This window comes from Methylotuvimicrobium sp., from assembly GCF_050611805.1.
Taxonomy (GTDB): Bacteria; Pseudomonadota; Gammaproteobacteria; order Methylococcales; family Methylomonadaceae; genus Methylotuvimicrobium.
The window spans coordinates 1-22,400 of the sequence record NZ_JBNGHF010000019.1 but is presented as its reverse complement, the minus strand read 5'-3'; the positions used below and the strand labels follow the sequence as shown (position 1 = coordinate 22,400).

The following is a 22,400-nucleotide window of genomic DNA, read 5'->3' as shown; positions in this document are numbered from 1 at the left end:
CCTTCTCCAGATGGGAGAATGAACTGCGTTTGTTCGACTGACACATAAATTTATTTTGATTGACTTACATTGCACAATGATTAATAAAAAATGGAAAGTAGGCCTGCTGGGTGCGGGTTATATCTCAGAGGCACATGCGAAGGCTTTAAAAGCTAATGACAACGTGGAATTGTGTGCCATTTGCGATTTGTCTATCGCCAGGGCGGAAAAAGCCGCTAAAACTTTTGCCATACCTCAAGTATTTTCTTCGTTACAAGCCTTACTGGAGTCTGATGTAGAAGTTGTGCATGTGTTACTGCCGCCGGATGCGCACTTTGCAACGGCCCGGCAGATTCTGGAATCCGGACGTCATGTCTTCCTGGAAAAACCGATGGGTATCAACGCCGATGAATGTCAGCAGTTGGTAGAGCAGGCCGATCTCAAGCAAGTCAAATTGGGAGTGAATCATAATTTTTTGTTTTTACCTTCCTATGAAAAAATGCGACTGCAGGCCAGAGACGGCACGCTGGGGAAGCTCGATCAAGTCACCATAAACTGGTTATACGCTTTTGGCCTGATCAAATTTGGACCTTTCGACAACTGGATATTACGCGAACCACAAAATTTGTTTCTGGAATTGGGACCTCATCTGGTGGCATTTTTGTTGGATCTGGTGGGCCCGTTGGATTATGTGGCTACCGATATTTTTAAGCCCATCGACTTGCCGGGAGGCGCCAGAACTTATCGCCGTTGGCATGTGCATGGCCGCTGCATCGATACCGGGATAGATTTGAATCTGTCAGTGTTACCCGGCTTTACCGACCGTTCCATTACTGTACGGGGGCACGCAGCCACCGCAAAATGTGATTTCGATCGTGATATTTATTGTCGGGACGAACCCAGTGGCGCAGGCGTACATTTTGACAACTTGTTGACGACGGAAAGTCTTGCTTTTCAATACGCCAAAACCGGTGTTATCAATTTCGTGCGCGCCATAAGCGGTAAGTTAAAAAAAAAGCCCTCGGCCGATCCTTATTTCGAGACTATCCATCGTAGCGTGACAACCTTTTATAGCGGGCTGGCCGGAGAAGTTGATTCCAGGCTGGATGGCCGGTTTGGTTTACAAGTTATTCAAGCCTGTGAGCGGATTATCCATCAAGCAAATTTCGAAGCACCCATAGCGAGCGATCAGCCTTGGACCTTGTTACCACCTTTACAAAAGCCGACTGTGTTGGTTATTGGCGGTACCGGATTTATCGGTAAATATCTGGTTCAGGCTCTGGTTAAGAAAGGTCTGGGTGTCAGAGTAGTCACCCGCAGTAAGAACGCAGCTCAAATTGCTCTGGCGGGTTTACCAGTGGAGCTGGCGCAAGGTAACCCGGCTGATGCCTCATTTCTGGATAGCGCCTTGGAAGGGATTGATGTGGTCTATCACTTGGCAAAGACTGATGGCAAAAATTGGCAGGACTATTACACCCAGGATGTATTGGTTACTAAAAATATTGCGGAAAGAGCGTTGGCGTACGGCGTAAAACGCTTCATTTATACCGGTACCATTGATTCCTATTATTCCGCCGATGCGAACGAAGTCATCACTGGCGATACGCCGCTCGATCCAAACATCGAACGGCGTAACCTATATGCGCGTTCAAAGGCAGCCTGCGAAGCCCTTTTGACGGATTTACATAAAAGCCAGAAATTGCCTTTAGTCATTTTTCGCCCCGGCATCGTCATCGGTAAGGGTTGCCCACCTGCCCACTGGGGTGTGGGCATGTTTGAATCTGAAACCCGTGTACAGTTGTGGGGCGACGGCAAAAACAAATTACCCTTGGTACTGGTAGAAGACGTAGCCGAAGCCTTGGCTATTGCATTAGACGCACCCGCTATCGAAGGGCAGATCTTTTTGCTAACAGACCAGCCCATTCTGAGCGCACAGGATTATGTGGATATTGTCTCCAAAGAACTAGGTACAAAATTACGCGCGGAACCTACCCCAATCTGGAAGCTTTATCTAAGCGATGCAATCAAGGAGTTTGCCAAACAACTGATCAAGCATCCGAATGCCCGAAATTCGAGTTATCGGGATTGGGATTCGCGTAGTCACCGTGCGTGTTACGACAGTAGTAAAACTATGACAGTGTTAGGCTGGAAACCGGTGGGTGATCGGGAACTCATGGTTCAGCGCGGCATTGTCGACGCCGTGCAAGCGTTTATGCAGTAGAAATATTCGAAAATTAATAAGCAAACTGTATTCATGACTACTTCCCAACATATCGGCTATTTCATCAACCAATATCCGGCTGTCAGCCATTCCTTTATTCGTCGCGAAATTTTGGCACTTGAAAGCCTCGGTTGGCAGGTGAACCGTTTTGCCATTCGTCCCTCAAAAGGTGGCGTTGTCGATGCGGCGGATCATGCAGAAGCTGAGATAACAAAATTTATCGTCAATACTTCAGCGCTTGAGTTCAGCTCTATCATTATTCGGCAGTTGTCAGGCAATGCCGTAAGCTTCTTTAGGACTTTGATTTTTGCGTTTCGTTTTAACGCGCACCATCAGAAAAATTTGCTAAAAACCCTGATTTGTTTTTTTGAGGCTTGTGTATTGAGCGATTGGGCAAGCAAACAGGGTATCGGGCATATCCATGCACATTTTGGTACCAATTCCACGACCATTGCGATGTTTGCCAAGCGTTTGGGCGGGCCTGGTTATAGTTTTACGGTACATGGGCCGGAGGAATTCGATAAGCCGGAATCATTAGGTTTGCACGAAAAAATCAAGCAGTCCTGTTTTGTGGTGGCGATTTCCTCTTATGGTCGCTCACAATTGAGTCGCTGGGCAGATTTTTCCGACTGGCAAAAGATAAAAATTGTGCATTGCGGTTTGGATGATGGTTTTTTGCGACACCAGTTCAGTCCTGTTCCGGTGGAACCCAGGCTAGTTTGTGTAGGACGACTAAGCGAACAAAAGGGTCAGTTATTATTGTTGCAAGCAACTGCACGATTGATTACTGAAGGTGTTTCCTTGAAGCTGGTGCTAGTTGGTGATGGGCCTATGCGCGAAGAGATTGAACAGTTTATTGCCAAGCATGATTTGGCCGCTTATGTTGAATTGACCGGCTCCTTGAGCGGCGAGCAAGTGCGGCAACAAATAGTCAATTCGAGAGCCTTTGTGCTGCCGAGCTTTGCAGAAGGTTTGCCGGTGGTGATTATGGAAGCGTTCGCTTTGGGGCGTCCGGTCATTAGTACTTATGTTGCCGGTATTCCGGAGTTAATTATAAACGGTGAAAACGGCTGGCTTGTTCCTGCAGGTTCCGTCGAAGATTTGGTTGCCGCCATGCGTGAGGCTTTGCAGGCTTCACCCGAAACCTTGGCTGAAATGGGAAAACAAGGCCGTCAAAGAGTGTTGGAACGGCATGCCATTGTCACGGAAGCCGGGAAGTTGAGTGAGTTGTTTGCTGATTTAATTTAAACGACAGCTTTTTCGAAAGCTTATGGAGTCTATTGCCATTTCGGCCTAAAAGAAGACTTCAAGGTCTTTGGGATATAATTGCGCCAGCAACAGCAATGAGTAAATTTTACAGCGCTGAGTTTCAATATGCCTGGTCGCACTCGGAGTGATAAAGTTCTTCAATAAGGTACGACACATGATAAACCTAAAAAGAGCAGTTGAGAGCCTCAAAATACCCTTCACCCTTCACCCTTCAACAGGCTCAGGGCGAACGGTAGTTTGAGGCTTAACCAGGCCGGTGAAAGTGTTGTAGACCCTTCATGATTCGACTTGGCTCAGCACGAACGGTCTACAACACATTCAAATTGCTATTTTTTGATCATTTTTGCTTCGATAAATTAATATGGACATTCCTGAAATATTATTGATTACCTTTGCCGGCCTGGCAGCGATTCCGACGCTGGTATTTACTATGCAAATTTTGCTGGCAGCTGGCGTCGGCGATACCGAGATAGGCCGTTACGGCCGCAGGCCGAGCATTGCTGTGCTGATGCCGGCACATAATGAAGCTGCGATCATTGGCGAAACCTTGGGCTCGATTCTGCCTCAGCTTGTTGCAAACGACAGGCTCTTGGTTGTTGCGGATAATTGCACGGATGAGACTTCAGCAATAGCTAAAGAGTGCGGAGCCTATGTTATTGAACGTCGGAATGAAAACCTAAGAGGCAAAGGCTATGCGCTGGATTTTGGTTTGCAATGTCTGGCTAAGCAAAATCCACCGGAGGTGGTTATTATTATCGATGCCGATTGCCAAGTGTCTTCCGATTGTATCGATACCTTGGCACGAAGAGCTTCTTCGGAAAACAGACCCATCCAAGCGCTCTACCTGATGCAAGCGCCTGCAATTAAATCCGTCACCCAGGCAATTGCCGAGTTTGCTTGGGTGGTTAAAAATCAGGTCAGGCCTTTGGGCTTTAAGCGTTTGGGTTTGTCTTGCCAGTTGATGGGTACCGGTATGGCTTTTCCATTGAATGTGTTGAGTGATGTTAATCTTGCCCACGGTAACATGGTCGAGGATATGAAATTAGGCATTGATCTAGCCCTAAAGGGATTTGCGCCGATTTTTTGCCCGGATGCCTTGGTGACGAGCGAGTTTCCTACATCTGCGCAAGTAACTGCCACGCAACGCACGCGCTGGGAACACGGGCATCTGGCAACGATTTTTGCAGAAACCCCGAGGTTATTAAAAGCAGCTATACAACGACGAGACGCAAGCTTGCTGGCCATGGCTCTGGATTTGTCGGTACCGCCATTGAGTGTGTTGGGTTTGATGTTGTTGATTTTGTTTGGTTTTGCAGGCGTGTTGACTCTTGTGTACGGCACAACGCTGACGCTTTCCATTGTTGGGGTTATAACTGCTATTTTTGCAGTGGCAGCGTTATTGGCTTGGTATCGGTTTGGGCGTAAGATTTTGGCATTTAAAACCTTGTGCGCAGCACCTTTTTACATGCTGCGCAAAATTCCGCTTTATTTGGCATTCATAGTTAAAAGGCAGCAGGATTGGGTAAAAACAGAAAGACGATAACGTTATATGCTGACGTTGCCGCTTTTCGTTTTCGTGATAATGGTGTTTTTTTGATAAGCGCTGATCGAAGCGGTTTGTCAAAATTAGCATGCTTTGAATAGGAGCGAGAGGGCAATATAACGCTCATCGTCGAGATGTTTTCGCAATGAATTGTTAAGTTGCTATATTGAGCGTGTGTTTGACTTTGACGGTTTTTTCAACAATCGTTATGTAGTCTACATGGCCCATAAAAATTACTTTTCTGGGAGATAGTATGTACATCTGTATTTTTATTTTTTAGTCTGTTTACTAGTGCTTTATGTATGCCTGTATATGGGGTCCATTATAGTTAGTCTAGAGGCGTTCGTTGCGACGTTTTTCACCGGCAGAAAAATTCGTGACTGTGAGCATTAGACGGAATTACCGTTAAAAACAAATCCAGCTTTTTCAACAACACCAAACTTGCACTGATATCAACTAATGAAAATAGATTATTGAAGGGAATTTATTAGGACAAGATCAACACACCCTCCATAAACGGTAAACGGCAGCGAAGTCACTGTGGGAGCGATCCCCAGATCCCCTCACCTAACAATAGGAGAAGGGAGGACGAAAAGGCCGAATACCACCCAAAAAAGCCATCGAATGATTATGGCTAAGCACAACAGCAGAGTCGCGTACCTTTTCAAAGGCATTGCAACCAATCAACCGCGTCTCAAGCCCGGTGTGAGATGCTCACCCTACAAAATTTATCTTTAACGCCGAAATACGCAACTTGAACGCATTGATGGCCAGTACGATACGGTCGGCCTTATGGTAAGCAAATTTTTCGCCGATAATATTCTTATTCTTGATTGTACCAACGGCAAGAATCGACTCCGGCTATAAATTTCGAACTTCCAGCACCCAAGGTCAACGCTTTAATCGTGAAACCGCATACCATGCCAAACGGTTAAAAACTGCGCGATGTGCGACATCGGCCTTGCGCCGGACGGCGCCAAGACAATCGTCAGGACTCTATAAAACACATAATTGAATGTATGCTTCGCACCTGAATAAGAGGCAGGGATAATTTTTATGGTTAATGTTAGATGACAAGAAAAATAACCTGACCCCTTTTAGACCGGCCGGAGAAAATACCTCTATCGCATACCGATTTGCTCAATCTCGACCATAACTATCCCGTCGTCAATGGTTTCGATGTTATAGACGCCGAATGGAGAAAAAACATTTCCCACAACTTCGCCGGTTTGCGTTTTTGTCAAATACAGCCGGCAGAAGCCTTCTTGATCGTCCATCGTGCCCACCCAACTCTGTGTGCCGTCTTCTAATGTTATCTGGCTTTCCTGTTTGACAATATATCCTCCGACCGGTAAATCAATCAATATCTCGCCTCCTTCCGGAAGGTCGGTCAGAAGATCGGTGGGTATATCGATATCGATGGTCACGCGATCCATGAAAACACTGCCGGGATAATCATTATAGGAATCGATAGGAAATACTTGGTCGTTTCCGGAACCGAAATCGGTATCCGATGCCGGTTTAAAAGAGCCTTTATAGCCGGTAATGAAGACCGTTTTGATGATGCCGTTTTCCTGAATAGTGGCGTAGTTGTAGTCCTGTAAAAATTGGCTAAGCGCTCTATTCCAATCAGATGCAAACAGTTTCGTGTCGATCATATCCTTTTCGACCGCAGCATTGAATTTAAAAGACATGCCGGTTCGAAGAGCTATGCTGCGGGCGGCTTCTTGCAGCGTTTGATTTTTTATCACTAATGAAACGGCTTGTTTTTGGGTTTCGAACCTCGAAGCGGTCGATAAACCAGGGGCTTCGGAACGGTTTGCCGCTTCTACACTAAAAACCATGTTCAAGCAGAACGTCAATACCACGGCCGCGTTTCGGCGGCTTTGTAAAAAATCCTGAGATGCTGTTTGTGAGCGAGCATCTTCTTTAAGGAAAATACCGTACTTATCGCAAATGGCTTTTAAGGTTCGGTAGGCAAGGGGAGCTACGATACTTAATCGCTTTTGACAAACGAGTGTAGCATTGCCTTCGATGACACAAGGCTGCAAATAATGATTGGCGGGGTAGGCTTGATACCAGTGTTGTAAGTCAGTACACAAATGGCCCAATCGTAGGACTGGATGAGCGGCGGCGCGATAAACTCCATCAATGGTTTCAATTGGATTCATATCTTTGGTCCTGGCCGGTGTCATTTTGGTTTCAAACTCGGGGCGATTGGCGATTAAAGTTCCGCCAATATAAATTTCCCACTTTATCAAAGTGGGATCGCGGGGGATTTATTTGAAAAATCCTGATCTGGACGGGGATTGCAACCCATAGGAGCAATATGGAATTAAGCCTTTCATTTGACAACCACGGTTCCTTTTGCTATCAGATCCATTGTGCCATTCGCTAGAGATTAGCTCACACTAAATTATTTGCCAAAACAATAAAGAGCATTACAGCGACTTGACATTGTTAACCAAACTTAAACAAATTGTATCTATACGCATGTCTGACCCCGATCTTTTGCAAATTATCTTTAACACCCATAGTTCGGCATAATTTTTTATGGCCAAAGTTGGACGACCAGAAGCGTAACCCCTTTTTAGACCCCATTTACCTCTGCGGTGCCGACGCTAGCTGATGGAATCAAAACTACTCATTGGCAATTGAAACTGCACCAGTGCTCGTCCCGGCGGCTGCTTGGTTGTTCGCTGGTGCGTTAATGAGCTAGTTCCGCGCAAATCGTCGTAAAAAAGTTCTACCTGCGTAATTGAAGTAAACAAAGTGCCTGTCAGCTGAGTAACCGCACTCTCTTCGGTTCACGGTTCAGGCACTTTAACCGTAAAAAAGTCTGTCATGCTCGCAGGGATGCTGGCATTCAGCGTCACTGATGGAAAGCTTCTAGCTATCCATGCAGTCTGGATTTCGGCAATTCCAGCTGAAATGACGACTTACGGGACGCATCTCTGAATTAGCTGAAACAGCTTACTAATCAGGATTTCTTTTGTGCATATTCTTGAGGAATCCGAAATGATCGCGCTGGCAACCTCGGATTCCGTAAACTTTATCCTGACTACTGGTTTAGCCACCCAATTGTTTCAAAAGCTTCCTGGCTTGTTCAATACCTCTAAATTCCCTTTGCTGCTCCGCCAACTCGATAGCCCTTTTCAGCTCGGGCAATGCGGACTGTGTGTCGTTATACTTAAGGTAGGCTTCGGCCAAGTGGTAGCGTATCGGGGCAAGATTGGGCGCATTTTCGGCGGCTTTCTTTAATGCCTTTAGTGCGGGTTCGACTTGTCCGGATTTAAACATGACCCAGCCGTAGGTATCCAGAAAATACGGGTTGGAAACGTCCTTAAAGCGCTCAACCAAAGCGACGGCTTGGTTAATTCCGGCCGGATCGTCACTGGAACTGACGAGCAAATCGGCCAAATTATTTACGACTTCGTCATTACCGGGATATTTCAGAATCAACTCCTGGTATATCGCAATGGCTTCCGGGTTTTTTTGGTTTTGCTCGTAATGTTTGGCTAATTCCATCTGCAGCTCCGGCACATCCGGCATTTCTTTTAATGCTTTAAGATACAGCGCTTCGACTTCGGCTGATTTTCCCTGAGAATTTAGTGTACCGGCTAGTATTCTGTAGGTCGATATGGATTTTGGCATACGCTTTAATGCTTCATGTAATATTTTGTCGGCCTCACCCCATTTCTTTTCTACTGTGTAGAGTAAACCCAGAGCATTATATGCAGTGATGCTCGCGGGTTTTTTTTGGATAAAAGCCTTCAAATAAGCGATCGCTTCATCACGCTTTTCAGTGGCTTGATATGCGTTCACTAAGCCGGAAATAGCTTGGTCGACATTCGGCTGCTTGACCAAAACCTCTTTATACGCATTAATCGCATCAGCATGGCGCCCTTGTGCGGCGGCCAGCATGCCGCTTAACATATCACCGCTGACACCGGCTTGCGGTTGTTTTTTGAGCTCTTCCACTACAATCTGAGCGCCGACCCAATCTTTTTTCGCCACCTTAAGTTGCACCAGCAACTCGGCGATTTGCGGGTTGGCGGGATTGGCTTTGAAGGCTTTTTCGACTAGCGTTTGCGCAAGCCCTTCTTCGCCGCGTTGTCGCATTTGCCCGACTAGTGGCGCCAAAGCCTGAAAATTACCTGGAGACATTTTCAGCATTTTTTTCCACTGCGATTCGGCGGACGCCGAATCGCCTTTTTGCAGATAAGCCTGTGCCAACATAAGCATGGCGGAGTCGGCATCGGGACGCAGTTTCAAGATATGTTGCAGATCGGCTATCGCACCATCGACATCTTTTTCATCCATGCGCATGCCGGCCCGTAATAATAAGGCTTCAGCATTGTCTGCATTGACCTTCAATACCTCTTCAATGAATACGGCAGTCGTTGCGATATCTCCGCGACGCAAAGCGCTTTGGGCCAATTGAAGCCGCGCCGTTTGTCCGACTGTTCCGCTTGTATCCGTAGTTACGATTTCTTTCAGCACATCCTCTGCATCTTCAGCTTTTTGGTGCGCGGTAAGATAAGCCGCCAGCCGTAATTTCAGTTGTAAATCTTGCGGTCTTTCTTGGACGTATTGTTTCAGCATGGCTTCCGCCTCGGCCTGATTACGACGCTCTACCAAATTGACTAAACGCAACTTGAAATCGAGTTCTTCCGGAGCTTTCTGTACCGCCAGTCGCAAGATTTTTTCCGCATCGTCGTATTGCTTCTGTTCGGCATACACCGACGCCAATAGTGAATAGGCCTGCATGCTATTCGGATTGTTTTCTATAAAACCTTTTAAAAATCCCGCTAATTCCTTTGTTTTGCCGTTAGCTTGATAGGCATTGGCTAAAGCGCTCCATGCTCTGGCGAAATTGGGTTGTTTAGCCAACACGGCTTTATAATGACCGATAGCCGTATCGTATTCTCCACGCTGTGCTGACAGCAGGCCACTCCACAATTCGGCGGCAAACTGGCCTTGAGGCAGTTTCTTCAAGTCCGCTAACGCGGCATTGGCGCCTGACCAATCTTTTTGGCCGGCTTTTACTTGTGTTACAAGTTCGAGAACTGCAGGATCGGCCGGCGCAGCCTTCATGGCTTTGTCAAGCAGCTCCTGGGCACGCTGTACATCGCCACGCTTTAACAGTTGATTGGTCAACGACATCAGTGCAGCTGTATTGGCCGGACTGACTTCGAGCGCTTTACGCCAGTGACTTTCCGCAACTTCCGGCTCGCCTTTCAAAACATACGCCTGGGCCATCATAGTCATGGCTCGGTCGGAGTTGGGTTGATCGCGTAAAACAATACGCAGGTCCGAAATTGCGCCGTCCGCATCGTTATTATCAAGACGCAAGCTGGAACGCATCAACAAAGCTTTGGTATTACCTGCATCAGCCGTCAGCACCTCTGCAACTAATTTATCTGCAGTCGCTTTGTCATTTTTACCCCATGCAAGCTCGGCCAACCGAATTTTTGCCGCCAGACCGTCTTTTCCGACAGCATCCGCCGCCACAATTTGGTTCAACACCGCTAATTCGTCTTCGGCTCGTCCACGATCGGCATAAAAGCGCACAAAACGGATTTTTAATTGCAAGTCCTGCGGCCGTTCAGCCACAAAGGTCTTTAGTTTTGCTTCCGCCTCTTCCGGGTCTCGGCGCTCGAGCAAGCTCACCAGTTTCAATTTAAAATCTGCATCATCCGGATGCTTGGCGATAGCGTCTTTCAGCGCCTTTTCCGCTTGCTCGGTATTGCCGATGGCTGCCAACATATCGATTTGCGAATTGCGCAGTCCCTTATCATTCGGATTTTGCGCTATCAGCTTGTCAAACTCTCCAATCACCCGATCGAATTGTTTAAGTTCGGTTAGCAACCGGATTTTTTGTAAACGCAAGCCGATATTATCCGGAATTGCATCAATGCCCTGTTGTAAGGCCGACAAAGCCTCTTCACCGCGTTGCTCGGTGAATAGAATAGTGCTCTTGGAGATAATTGCATCTGCATTATTGCCGTCCTTGGCTAATACCCTATTGACCTGTTCCAACGCATCGGCATTTTTACCGTCTCGAAACATTAATGCTGCTTCAAAAATCAACGCGCCGACATTTTCCTGGTCGAGCTTAAGTGCTGCGGCGGCCTGTTCTCTGGCTTTATCCACCTTGCCTTGCAACAAATGCAATTGCCCCAACTTTACCCTCGCATCCGCATGTTTAGGGTCTATAGAAACGGTTTCCTGTAATGCGCCATACATCGCTTTCCAGTCTTGATTTTTTTCCTCCAACAAAGCAAGGCCGTAATAGGCTTCCGCTAATTTTGGATTGATCTGCAATGCATTCTTAAATTGTACCCGCGCACTTTCTATGTCTCCTTTATCGAACAGGGATTTTCCGTCCCGGATAAATTGTTGCGGGTCTTCTTTCGCACAGGCCGTTATCACCAGGACCAGGAAAACGGCCATCATTTTGGATAAACGGGCGTATGGAAGTACTTTAAAGCTGTCAGTCACAATAGGATTCCTTCTTAGTTAAAGCGATTAAAAATTGTTATGAGTTCTACTGTAAATACTTACTCCCCCGGCAATTCCCGTTCCCAAGCAGGGCCTAGGAATGCCTGATAACGCTCTAGGGATACGAGACGCTAGAGCATCTTAGTCTTCGTTTCCACACTAGAGAGACTGTGAAAGTATTCAATATTGCGAAATAACCATGAAGAGCATGAAGCAATATGAAGATTAAATTTTTGATTTTATAGTCTTTTTATTTATTACCTTTATATTATTTATGGCGAATATTTTTTTATATGATGTATTCAACAATACTTTCAAAGTCTCTGGAGCGAGGGAACGACAGGGGATGCGAATAATTACGTTCTACTTTATCAAGTTAGCTTCTTAGTTACATTATTCCGAAATAGCTTGCGGGCGCTGGCTAATACGCATCAGGCTAAGGATTTGGTCGTAAATAACTTCCCCTTTTTATGGAGGACTCGGTTGCTCGATTGGCAGGTGTTGGCGGCAGGGAAAGCCGCCGTCAAGCCTATATGGACGTATTCACCCAGCACCTAAATTTCATAGCCTATTGGCTATGGTTAACTACCTTGGATAATTTAGGTGCTGGGTTTACGACGTCCTGCCGGGCGGGTGAACGCACCCTTTGTCACTCCTCGCATTTTCATTTGCCCGAGCGATTGCCAGACCATCATGATCGTTAGGATTTGGTCAAAAATAAACTCCCTGTGCATACCCCTCTCCCAGCGGGAGATAGGGCAAATTGCGGAAGTTATTTTTAATGGAACCCTTGGCCAAGGCAGAACATAGCTTGTCGGGGAGGCATAGCTCTCTAATTCGGGACATACTCGGACAACAAAGGCAATGCGCCTGTTAAAAACGCATGAATACGCTGATCGGCCGCATCTTTTGGTTCGCCATCGACAATAGGTGTAATCACTCGCACCAAGGCACCGTCTGTTCGGTTTTCCAGCAGTGCGTCGCGGAATAAATGCCATTTGACTCGATATTCATCCGCCATCACTTTGCCCCGTTCTTCAAACCAGTAATACACTAATTGACTGTTTTTACCCTTTCTGATCACCACACGATTGAATTCAAACGGCGCTTTTTTATCAACGCCTGGAAACGCGCGCCGGGTCATGTCAACGATCTGCCAGCCGCCGCCTGGCAAACAAACTGTTGGAGAATGCGGCGACGACCCCTTGCGTTGAGATTCGTAATAAGCCACATAAAAATTAACCGGCATGCCTGAAGGTTGGCTGAAATCGGCCAGAAGGTAGTCTGTAAGGTCGAGCGTCTGCAACACTTCTGCACCCAAAGTATCAGGCTTGCCTTGCCATTCGCCGATCGACCTTGGAAATTCCGAGAAAAAAGCCCGCTCAGGCTTAATTTCCGACCGGTTCGCTACAGACACCATCAGGATGGCTGTTACCGCAATGAGACCCGTGCAGGCGATTAACGGCTTGGACAGCGGACGAATTCTAATTTGCTCCTGCGTAATAGACTTCTGAGCCTCAAACGTCAGACCGAAAACTTCGCCAAACCGCCTCCGATCGTTACCCACAAAAGTCAGTGCCCACATTTCCAAAAACAAGATGGCTACACACACCATAAACACAGCGAAGCCTTCGAAATCATGTAAAAAGCCTTCCGCCTGTTCGCTGCCGAAGTACTTCACAAGAAAGCCGATCATGCCAATGCGAAAACTATTCAACAATATGGCGATAGGAATGGTGGAAAGTATGATAACCACGCGTTTCCAGGTCTCTACGTGATAAAGATACGCACAAATTGCCCCGAAGCCGAGTAAAGGATATAAATAAGTTAGGCCGCTGCAAGCTTCGATAACTTCCAACTTAAAAACCCCAAGATCGATCAAATTACCTTCTCGAAATACTGGAATCTTGCAGAAACGAATTAACTCAACCCCAAGCTTTGAAGACAAAAGCTGCAACTTCCCTGTAATTGCAGCTTCAAGAAAATAGGGTATCGGAATGGCAAACACTAAAATGGCAATTGGTGCGAACGTCAGGCGGCTACCGGTCCAACCCACCATTGCCAACGATAAGGCAAATAACACCAAGATGAAGGAGTAATGAATCAACAGGTAGATTGCACTGAGCTCACCCACCACCAGCATGACTAACGCTAGTCCGGCAACTACCAAAGCAAACCAGGTCGGTTGATATGGTTGCCTGGAGAGTTTCGGCGCCAATTGCCAAAGAAAGGTCAACGTGACCAAAGGCAAAAAATACCCGTGGTTGTACTCCTCTTCGATTTCCCAGCGGTGGAATAGATTCTCCAATCCGCCGAAATAAGCCCAAATCGTCAATAGTAATGACGTAACCAATAGCAACCATGCATTTGTTTCAAAGCGCCAAAAAATCACTTGGCCGTTACGCACAGAAGTCGGGTTAATAGGAAACGAGGAAAAATCAGTGCTATCCGGGGTCCGGCTCATTTCATTATTTATTGGAATGGACATCGTAATATCAATTGATTAAATTAAACACCGGTTTCGGCGAATCCGCAGGGTTCGCTGCTCAAGCGAGTCCCGCATCAAATCAATTAAGCAAAACAGATGCCATATAAGCAATTAATAATTCAGTTAGCCAGTTATTAGCGTGTCTGCGCCCAAATTTAAGCCCGCTCCGGCGTATCGATCCGCGGAGTGGTTTAGGCTCTATTCCCGCGCGGCGCTCGGGAACGATGAGCTACAAAATATCGTCATTCCAGCATGGCATGTCGGAATCCCTGCTCTAAGGGTGGAGTAAAACCGGCCATCCATAGCACTAGCACTGGATGCCCAGTTCCCTGCGGGCATAATGGCCTGGGGCTAAAATTAAAGAGGCAGAAAATTACCAACAGCCATGCAGCCCAAAAGCACAACATCTTAAAAAAATACGGCAAATGCCACGCTATGAGTGATATGACACACCCCAAAACACACAGCTCAGATGAAATAGCCGATGTTTAAGGTAATCGCTGAAACCATGACGTTGCTGCTGGCGAGACAAACTCCTCGCAAATGCCAAAACCCGGCTTGGGGTTGACATCAGCAACCCAATAGAATCAGCATGCCGACTTTTGTGTCTTTTTGACCCTATTTTGTCAGCTTGCATCAAATGCCCGTCGTTCCGCGGATTGCCGCAATCCGGATGCAGAAAAATGATAAGGCTTACCGTCTATCGCAGTGGATATTCCTTTTCTCGAGCGCATGAAAGTAGTATTTAAATCTGACAAGGTAGCGCTCAGCAATAAAGCTATTTCGACAATCTTTTGATTGGTTGCATATTAATTCTTAGCGCAAATAATTTGGTTTTCGGCAATTTGGTTTACTATTTTTGCCGATGCTGTCTTTTGGCATTACTCTTGCTGTCATTATAATGATAATCAAAGACATTAAGCGCATTCGTTAGATAGCCGCCATAATCAGGCTAGAAAATTCGTTACTTTTCCGCATTATTTGAGGGGCGGCATTTATGACAGGAAAGAAACCTCTACTCACTTTAACTTTAGCACTAGCCATTTCCGGTAATGCTAATGCCACTATGTTGGGTGTAGTACAAACATACCCCGACATCACTCTGAACCAGAACTATCTGATTTACGACAATAACGCCATCGACAACACAACCGGCTTGTTGAAACTGATTTCTTTCGGTTCCACCCTAAACGAGGGGCCGGATAGCGGTAATTCGACACTGACTCAATCCTATAGCGGTCCCGGCGACAGCGCCCCTAATCTAATGTTCACAATCGCCATCGATCGAACTAATGGCAACTGGGTCAGCAGTGAAAACCCGGTTGCAAACAAGGTGAGCATTGGTTTCGGTAACTCGGTTATTCTTAACGACCCAAGTAACACTCCTGGCTTCAGCTGGCAAGGCGATATTAACGCCTTCGGTTGGAATACTAACGGCACTTTCTTCGACGCCACATGGACCATGAGCAGCGACAATTATGTAGACATGCCAGCCAGCTTGGCGCAGTTTACCGATGGTGTTTTGACCGATGCCATGGCTGCCTACATGGGCGGCATAAAGATCTCCAACAGCGCAGGATTCGGCGCTAGCGACGTCCCTGCCGCTTATCAGACAGACTGGGTGTTTGGCGCTAATGCAAATAGCCTTGGTATTCAAGCTTTATTAGCCCCCTTCTTGACGGAGCTATCGGCAAGCACTTGCAACCCCAGTACCCAAACAGGGTGCACAAACTATATCCATTCCACAGTTACCAGTGACTTGTTCGTCCCTGTCCCCGTTCCAGCTGCCCTATGGTTATGGGCCGGCGCGCTGGCATTAGTTGCGCCCTTTGTTAAGCAAATAAAAGGCAGTACTCTTGCTAGGGAGAATATGACATGACATTACAACGTCTTATAGCACTTTTAACTATAACAGCCGGCATCGGTCTAGCGCCAAATTCGGCAAGCGCAACGTTAATAGGCCTTTCGCCCTTCCTGCCCACTATCGATTTCAGCGGCTCCGGAAATATCAACTATGAGGCTAGCAGAGGTATCGTCAGCGTCACTGCCGTGCCGAGCATATTATTTTCCGTTGATCCATTTATCTCCATCGAAATTCAAAATGCTGTCGATAACGCACCTAAGTCACTCTTAATTCAGTTTCAGGTTGATAACAGCGGCAACTTAATATCAAGTAGCTCCAGCGTGCCTGACTTGATTTTAATCGGCTCAGTGGATACAGATGGCGATAATCTTGTCGACCATAGCGGCACCTTGTTGTCTGCCAAAGTAACTCAATTTGGTTTTCTCGATAGCGCTAACGGCGACGATCGATTCGATTTGCGCCTGGATTCGATCGGCGGCTCGTTAGCATATTTATATAGCGATCATAACCTGGCATCGTTAGTGATTAGCGAGATTAGCAGCTCATACCCTAATACTTTCAATGGCAGCTTTGATGTGGACTGGCAAGGCCAAGCCAAAGGTGTTATCGGACTCATTCCAATCGAATCAGTCTCGCCGGTACCTGTTACACCTTCGTTCTGGCTATGGGCTGGAGCGTTAGCCTCTTTTTTCCCTGGCGTAAAATTCGTAAAACATAGAAGCAATAACTTTCCTGATTAAAGGTGAAAAAATGTTATTTCGGCAGGGATTGTAAGAAATCCAGGCTGTATGGATAGTTTGAAGCTTACCTTCCATGGGTACTGGAGCCTATCATGCTTCAAGTTTTTTAGCGTTTTTGCTTTACGCAGCTAGATTTTGCATTAGAAATGTTAATCCATGTTTGACGTCTGAGCTAAAAAAATTCATAAATCATTGCTTTATTTATTCATAAATGTAAATATTCGGCCAACCCCTAAGCAAGTCAATCAATCGGTTAGCCGATCCCGGAAGCACCTGTCCAAGGGGAAAACCCATAACTCCTTGATAGGAACATTTTGTTTGCCGGCGGGTCCGAGTTTACCACGGCCTTGCGTCTGTCCTAAATAATGCCAATTAGCGGCGCGGTAACAGGTGCCTTGAAAGCGGTCATTTTCGACAAGGGTTTCCAAGAGGACCGGTCGATAGCCATACACGGACTGCCAGTGGTCGGGCATTATCCGGACGGTTTGCCACAGGATCATGGACGCGAGATTGCGCGATTGAACCCAAGGCAAGATCAAAAGCGGGCATTGTTGAGAATCAAGTGCAGCCGACGCTAGCGCTGAGCGTGATCCCAGCCGATGAAGCGGTCGCGCTGAAGCCGAGCGCGTCAATCGGCTGCTGCGCCGAGTAGATCAGGTAGCGCAATTGTGCGCCGGGTAGCGGTTTGTGACTGAGGTAATGATAGCAATCGATGAATTCATTCCACAGTCGGGAGCCGGCTTTCTGTTCGTCCCGAACCCAGTGCAAAGGCGCTAATGCTCTGGCAGGCGCCAGGATCGGGTTGCTCGGCGCACTCCGCTCTCTAGCTATAGAGCCTGTAATTAAGTTACATTCGAAGCGTACTTCCAGTCTGAAAAAAGAGCAAATACGTTCTGTATAGTGCTTCAGAGGTTCCAATGCCATAGTAATCCGTTCTTTTAAATCAGATTTATTTTTATCGGTCGCTTCCCCCGAACGGTTATTTTTAATTTCATTCCAAACTTGTTCATCCGGATTGAATTCAGGTGAGCGTTTGGGTAGGAAATAAATCCTTAATTGGGTCCTATGTTCATTGACATATTGGTGAATCGGTTTCGGTTTGGCGTGGTGTAATGTGGCGTGATCCAAAAAAAGGATTAAAGGGCGTCCACGGTTTATAACCAGTTCCTCGAGAAACTCAATATAGTGTTCCCTGTTAAAGGCTGAGAATATATATTATAGCCGCACCGTTGCACGCAGACTTTTAACACCGGTTTTGTTCCACGCATGCTCCAGGCGCGACCATGCCGGGTTGTCACAGTACGCATCAAGCTATAAAAATTGCCCATGCAATTTGGTGGGCGAGAACGTATGTTTGTTGCGACATGATCGGTTTTTGAAAGCCTTTGTCGCGCGGCAGTTCGACACGCTGATGCGTAAGCTGTTAGATGATCTACGTCGGATGTTTAAAGCCAAGCGAAAGTGGCGCACGACTCGGCAATTGATTGCTCACAAGTGTGTATGGTACTTGGACAGCTTCTCAGTCTCGTCGGAGGAGCTCGATAGCGATTTTGCAGCGGGGAGCTGCGCTTAGCTTGATGCGTATGGGTTGTCACCCCACGCCAGATTCATCTTCAAAGACAATGTCCGCCCCAATTTTTTGGCAAGCCGCTATATCTTTAGGAATTTCTCATTCAGAAATACGCGATTTCCTGTTCATTTCGTTTCTCATCCTGATATTCAGGCCGCTGGAAAGTCAGCCACAATGCCTTAAAATGTTTCACTGAAAGTCATCCCGTGTTCTTGCTCTATTAATTCGACTAATATCGGGTATTTCCAAAGGTCGGTGCCATAGCCAAATATGGTCGGCATTGCTTCCAAAGTGACCTTTTTCAGACAGTCATCAATTGCTTGAATGATGATGGGTTCCGAGCCAAGATGTATTTTGCTTTCTAATGCCAAAAAGCCGCCTTGATCATATTGTATAACCAACGATAAATACAGGTGTGATGGACGTTATAAGTCTTCGCTATCTGTTCTGGACTTTGGCCTTTTGTATACGGAGATGGCATTGACCGCCATTACCTGTATAAAATATATGACTTCATCGGGTATTTTTCTGCCATCTGACAACCAATTTAAGTTCATAATGCCCGCTATTAATGTTGTAGTTGCTAGCACTTATTCACTATGATAAGGCATTTAAAACTTAGCTCAGTATGGAGTTTTATTAGCTACTAATTCTATACCGCCAGGCGGAATGACGCGGTATGTCTTTAAGTTGGCTTGGCACTAATCCCGGTCCCACATGACATTGCAATTGCCTTTTGCGGCGGCTGTAAGTAGTTCGATCAGCGGCAATGCCCGGTGAGCCAAAGGAACAGGTTTTTCTTTCCAGTTCTTTTGCCCGGGGTCTGTTTCATCGTCTGACTTTACCGACGATTCCGCCTTCAGCTTTTCAAGGGAGCTTTGCAATCGCTCCAGTGCTATTGGAACATCTTCCGCCAAAATGGCGCCCGGCACGTTGCCGCGTTTTCCCATCATTTTCAGCAATGTTTGTGCGATATCGCCGAAATAGGTGGTGTTGGGGTATACATCACAACTGAATGTTACTAACATTTGATTTACTGAAACTCATTGGATTTTATGATTCAACTTCATGGCCCTATTGTAGCGTTATTGACACCGTTTGATGCAAGCGGAAAAATCGAATGGCAAGCCTTCAAGGCTTATTTATCGTCCTTGTATTCCTGGGGGGTACGGACGGTTATTGCCAATGGCACGACCGGAGAATTCCCGTCGATGACGATAAGTGAACGCCGACAGGTTGTCGAATTCGTTAGAGAAAATTTCGCAGGGACTATCATCAACAACGTCAGTGCAACCTGTGTCGGCGATGTTCGCAAGCTGATCGCCGGAACGAAAGACTACGCGGACTGCATACTGTTATTGCCGCCTTATTATTATTCCGCCTGCCGGGACGAAGGGCTCTCGCGTTTTTTTATCGACGCGCTGTCCGGTGCCCCTTTGTCGGCGATGCTATACCATTTTCCCCAACATACCGGTAATCATCTCGGAATCGAACTGGTGTCTATACTGCTTGAGCAGGGTCTTTCGATATTCGGCATCAAGGATTCGAGCGGCGATATAGACAATGCCCGGCTATACCAGTCGAATTTTCCCGAATTGGCTGTATTTTTGGGCAATGACGCAAAAGTTTTCGAGGTCTTGCAAAAAGGTTTGTCAGGTTCTGTCACGGGGGCGGCGAATCCGATGCCAGAATTGTTGATCGCGATGCAAACGGAATACCGATTATCAGTCAGTAAGACGGAATCGATGCAGCGTTGTCTCGATGTTTGGAATCGGTTTCGGAACGACAGCGGTTATTTTGAAATTCCTTTGGTCAAGGCGGCCATGAGTGTTCGAATCGAGCGCTTTCCGTTACACGTACGCCCACCGTTGACTCCAGTTCCAATTGAAGAAACAGATCGAATTCGAGGGGTCGTTTGCAATTGTTTAAGTGATTTTGGACTATTAGATTAAAGCGTTAAGCTGAGCATCGTTCGATGATACGGCCCGATAAACCTGCTTTATTGGGTACCGAATCTCCTGACAGTATGCAAAATCAATAATCGTGTCAGCAATTGCTCTTTAAAAAAATGAGCGTCGCAAATCGTTCGCTATCGATTTTCGGGTAGATTTTAAAAAGCTATGTTCGCGTTAGCAGTTGAAGCGGTTCTCTTACCCCCTCTAAACAAGGCATTTAGGAAATAGTCAATAATGACTTTCTCATACACTGTGCATGATAAAGGGTACGGTTACTCGCTTAAAAGGACGCCGTAAACCCTGCACCTAAATTCCATAGATTATTGGCCATGATTGATTACATAGATAATTTAGGTGCTGGGTAAATACGTCTATGAAGGCTTGGCGGCGGCTTTCCCTGCCGCCGACACCTGTTAATCGAGCAGCCGAACCCTCCTTCAATCATCGGCGCGATATTGACAAAGGAAAGCTATTCAGTGGCATATTTCACGCTGGCTTTGAATTTTTAAGCGATTTATAGGGTATCAACTATTAACGCATACATAGCCTTTTAAAAGGGGGTATTAAGTTTTTTCCTTTCACGCCATTCCAAGAATTGTAATACCAAGCTGTATAGCACCGGAAACACCAGCAGCGTCAATACCAAAACCGTCAACATGCCGCCTAGCGTGGGTACGACGATGCGCTGGGTCACATCGGCGCCGGTCGCCACCATGAACGGAATCAGGCTCAACATCGTCGTGAAGGCGGTGATCTCGACCGGGCGCACGCGTAGCGCCGTGGCCGTTTCTACGGCTTCTTTGATTTCCAGCGATGTCAATGGCGCCTGTTTTTGCTCGCGCAGTTTGGCGCTCTCGATATCGATGAAATTCAATACCATCACCCCGGTTTCGGCTGCGGTGCCGGCCGCGATAAAACCGACATAGACTGCAACAAAGTACATATTTAACAATACTACTAATATAGTAAAGATGTCTTGAAACAGCTTCATAGTCGTGAATTGCCGTCTATTGACGGAGTTCTTTGCGAGCCGTAGAAATGACGCGGACGGCGGAACGCATCAGCAGCAACACCAAACCGATCGCCACCACGATATCGGGCCAGCCGGTGTCAGTTAGCCAAACGGCGCCGGCCGCTATAAAAACGGACAGGTTGGAGGCGATGTCGTTGCGCGAACATTCCCAGACCGAACTCATATTCACATCTTCATGTCGATGTCGCCAAAGCAGGAAAAGACACAGGCCGTTGGCAAACAGACCGAGTAGGCTGAAGATCCCCATCACTTCAAAGATAGGCAGAGCGGGAACGAATAACTTGTAAACAATCTGAGCAATGACCGTGACGGAAGCAAGTCCGATCAGCACCCCTTTGAACAAGGCAACCTTGGCTTTGACGTTTGTATCCTTCGTTACCGCATAAAGGCTCAGCCCATAGGTCAACGCATCGCCCAGATTGTCGAGGCTGTCCGCCAACAGGGATGTCGACTTGCCGTACACCGCGGCGCCGGCGATGACGAAGAACATCGCCGCATTGATGGCAAGGACGATTTGCAAGGTGCCGCGCTGACGTTCGCGCATGCGGTCTAAAGAACAATGATTATCGCAACAACCGGCCATGGATTTCTCGCTAATAATTTAACAGATAGGTTTGAACTCTCGGTAAAACGACCTTTATTACTTACGGGGGCATTATATAATTTTACGTATTTTCCAAACGTTGCTCTCATTACAGAGATAAGGGATCAGATAGAGTCGATGAAAACCTAGGATGATAAAAGCCAATGTCAGGGTGACAAAGAAAGGGCGAATCGATTCCAATGACATCAGCGTGCTCATCCAGGCACCGCCAATACCCAAAGAGACCAGCAAAAGCGGACCTATACAGCATGCCGAATCGCCTATTAGTCGAAATCACTGCCAAATCCATCGCCTCCTCCTTTTGTCAACGACTGAATTTCTTTTCGAGGTCTATCAAAAACTCAAAATAAAAGGTTCGATTGAGGTCTTTGAATAAAATCGGCGATGGACGATTGATAATCACTTCATCTTATCTTAATTCCCACCCCTTCCAATAGGAATAAATCGCCGGAAAAACGATCAATGCGACGATCAATGTTGAAACAATCCCGCCCACCATCGGTGCAGCGATGCGTTTCATCACGTCGGCTCCTGTTCCAGTCTGCCATAAGATGGGCGTCAGGCCGATCAGAGTCGTGATACCCGTCATCAGTTTCGGGCGAATGCGGCGGGCAGCGCCTTCAACGATCG

Annotated in this window: 16 protein-coding genes and 2 pseudogenes; 6 read left to right on the top strand and 12 right to left on the bottom strand. The window is 46.8% G+C overall.

Features of this window, described 5'->3' with window-relative positions; genetic code table 11:
• Window positions 1-76 precede the first annotated feature (76 nt).
• The 3 genes from ACRJJO_RS11165 to ACRJJO_RS11155 all read left to right on the top strand — a co-directional run bounded on the left by ACRJJO_RS11165 (window position 77) and on the right by ACRJJO_RS11155 (window position 5,012).
• Window positions 77-2,200, top strand: coding sequence for an NAD-dependent epimerase/dehydratase family protein (locus ACRJJO_RS11165; RefSeq protein ID WP_431065825.1), 2,124 nt, complete (start codon window positions 77-79; stop codon window positions 2,198-2,200).
• A 33-nt stretch (window positions 2,201-2,233) separates the two neighbouring features.
• Window positions 2,234-3,448, top strand: a complete 1,215-nt coding sequence (locus tag ACRJJO_RS11160) for a glycosyltransferase family 4 protein (protein WP_431065824.1) — start codon at window positions 2,234-2,236, stop codon at window positions 3,446-3,448.
• Window positions 3,449-3,830: 382 nt separating this feature from the next.
• A complete protein-coding gene (locus ACRJJO_RS11155; protein WP_431065823.1) occupies window positions 3,831-5,012 on the top strand; it encodes a glycosyltransferase family 2 protein in 1,182 nt (393 codons plus the stop codon).
• Between the two features lie 1,121 nt (window positions 5,013-6,133).
• Here the strand turns inward: ACRJJO_RS11155 and ACRJJO_RS11150 are convergent.
• The 3 genes from ACRJJO_RS11150 to xrtD form a co-directional block, all read right to left on the bottom strand.
• A complete protein-coding gene (locus tag ACRJJO_RS11150) occupies window positions 6,134-7,183 on the bottom strand; it encodes a hypothetical protein (protein ID WP_431065822.1) in 1,050 nt (349 codons plus the stop codon).
• A gap of 898 nt (window positions 7,184-8,081) precedes the next feature.
• The gene (locus tag ACRJJO_RS11145) at window positions 8,082-11,516 is read right to left on the bottom strand and encodes a tetratricopeptide repeat protein (protein WP_431065821.1); all 3,435 of its coding nucleotides are present in this window, start codon (window positions 11,514-11,516) and stop codon (window positions 8,082-8,084) included.
• 832 nt (window positions 11,517-12,348) lie between these two features.
• Complete coding sequence (xrtD, locus tag ACRJJO_RS11140) at window positions 12,349-13,980, bottom strand: VPLPA-CTERM-specific exosortase XrtD (RefSeq protein ID WP_431065820.1); 1,632 nt, start codon at window positions 13,978-13,980, stop codon at window positions 12,349-12,351.
• A gap of 1,021 nt (window positions 13,981-15,001) precedes the next feature.
• Here xrtD and ACRJJO_RS11135 point away from each other — a divergent pair.
• The gene (locus ACRJJO_RS11135; protein ID WP_431065819.1) at window positions 15,002-15,883 is read left to right on the top strand and encodes a hypothetical protein; all 882 of its coding nucleotides are present in this window, start codon (window positions 15,002-15,004) and stop codon (window positions 15,881-15,883) included.
• On the top strand, window positions 15,880-16,608 hold the full coding sequence (locus ACRJJO_RS11130) for a hypothetical protein (RefSeq protein WP_431065818.1): 729 nt from the start codon (window positions 15,880-15,882) through the stop codon (window positions 16,606-16,608). Before ACRJJO_RS11135 ends, ACRJJO_RS11130 begins: the two co-directional genes overlap by 4 nt.
• 245 nt (window positions 16,609-16,853) lie before the next feature.
• Here the strand turns inward: ACRJJO_RS11130 and ACRJJO_RS11125 are convergent, their stop codons facing one another.
• From ACRJJO_RS11125 to ACRJJO_RS11105, 5 genes and pseudogenes are all read right to left on the bottom strand, one after another.
• A complete protein-coding gene (locus ACRJJO_RS11125; protein WP_431065817.1) occupies window positions 16,854-17,108 on the bottom strand; it encodes a Druantia anti-phage system protein DruA in 255 nt (84 codons plus the stop codon).
• Window positions 17,109-17,166: 58 nt separating this feature from the next.
• Entirely contained in the window at window positions 17,167-17,532 is a 366-nt protein-coding gene (locus tag ACRJJO_RS11120; protein WP_431065816.1) for a hypothetical protein, read from the bottom strand.
• A gap of 27 nt (window positions 17,533-17,559) precedes the next feature.
• Window positions 17,560-17,820: pseudogene (locus ACRJJO_RS11115) on the bottom strand (transposase); the annotation flags it as partial.
• 537 nt (window positions 17,821-18,357) lie between these two features.
• Window positions 18,358-18,579 (bottom strand): hypothetical protein, encoded by a 222-nt coding sequence (locus ACRJJO_RS11110; RefSeq protein ID WP_431065815.1) that lies wholly within the window; start codon window positions 18,577-18,579, stop codon window positions 18,358-18,360.
• Between the two features lie 300 nt (window positions 18,580-18,879).
• Window positions 18,880-19,206, bottom strand: coding sequence for a DUF1840 domain-containing protein (locus ACRJJO_RS11105; RefSeq protein ID WP_431065814.1), 327 nt, complete (start codon window positions 19,204-19,206; stop codon window positions 18,880-18,882).
• Window positions 19,207-19,233: 27 nt separating this feature from the next.
• Between ACRJJO_RS11105 and ACRJJO_RS11100 the strand changes: the two genes are divergently transcribed.
• Window positions 19,234-20,130, top strand: coding sequence for a dihydrodipicolinate synthase family protein (locus ACRJJO_RS11100; protein ID WP_431065813.1), 897 nt, complete (start codon window positions 19,234-19,236; stop codon window positions 20,128-20,130).
• A gap of 553 nt (window positions 20,131-20,683) precedes the next feature.
• Here ACRJJO_RS11100 and ACRJJO_RS11095 read toward each other — a convergent pair.
• From ACRJJO_RS11095 to ACRJJO_RS11080, 4 genes and pseudogenes are all read right to left on the bottom strand, one after another.
• Complete coding sequence (locus tag ACRJJO_RS11095; RefSeq protein WP_431065812.1) at window positions 20,684-21,076, bottom strand: efflux RND transporter permease subunit; 393 nt, start codon at window positions 21,074-21,076, stop codon at window positions 20,684-20,686.
• Window positions 21,077-21,140: 64 nt separating this feature from the next.
• Window positions 21,141-21,749: a cation transporter gene (locus ACRJJO_RS11090; RefSeq protein WP_431065811.1), complete on the bottom strand. Its 609-nt coding sequence runs from the start codon at window positions 21,747-21,749 to the stop codon at window positions 21,141-21,143.
• A gap of 105 nt (window positions 21,750-21,854) precedes the next feature.
• Window positions 21,855-22,034, bottom strand: a pseudogene (locus tag ACRJJO_RS11085) (mercuric transporter MerT family protein); the annotation flags it as partial.
• 145 nt (window positions 22,035-22,179) lie between these two features.
• A partial coding sequence (locus ACRJJO_RS11080; protein ID WP_431065810.1) for an efflux RND transporter permease subunit occupies window positions 22,180-22,400 on the bottom strand: 221 nt, incomplete at its 5' end.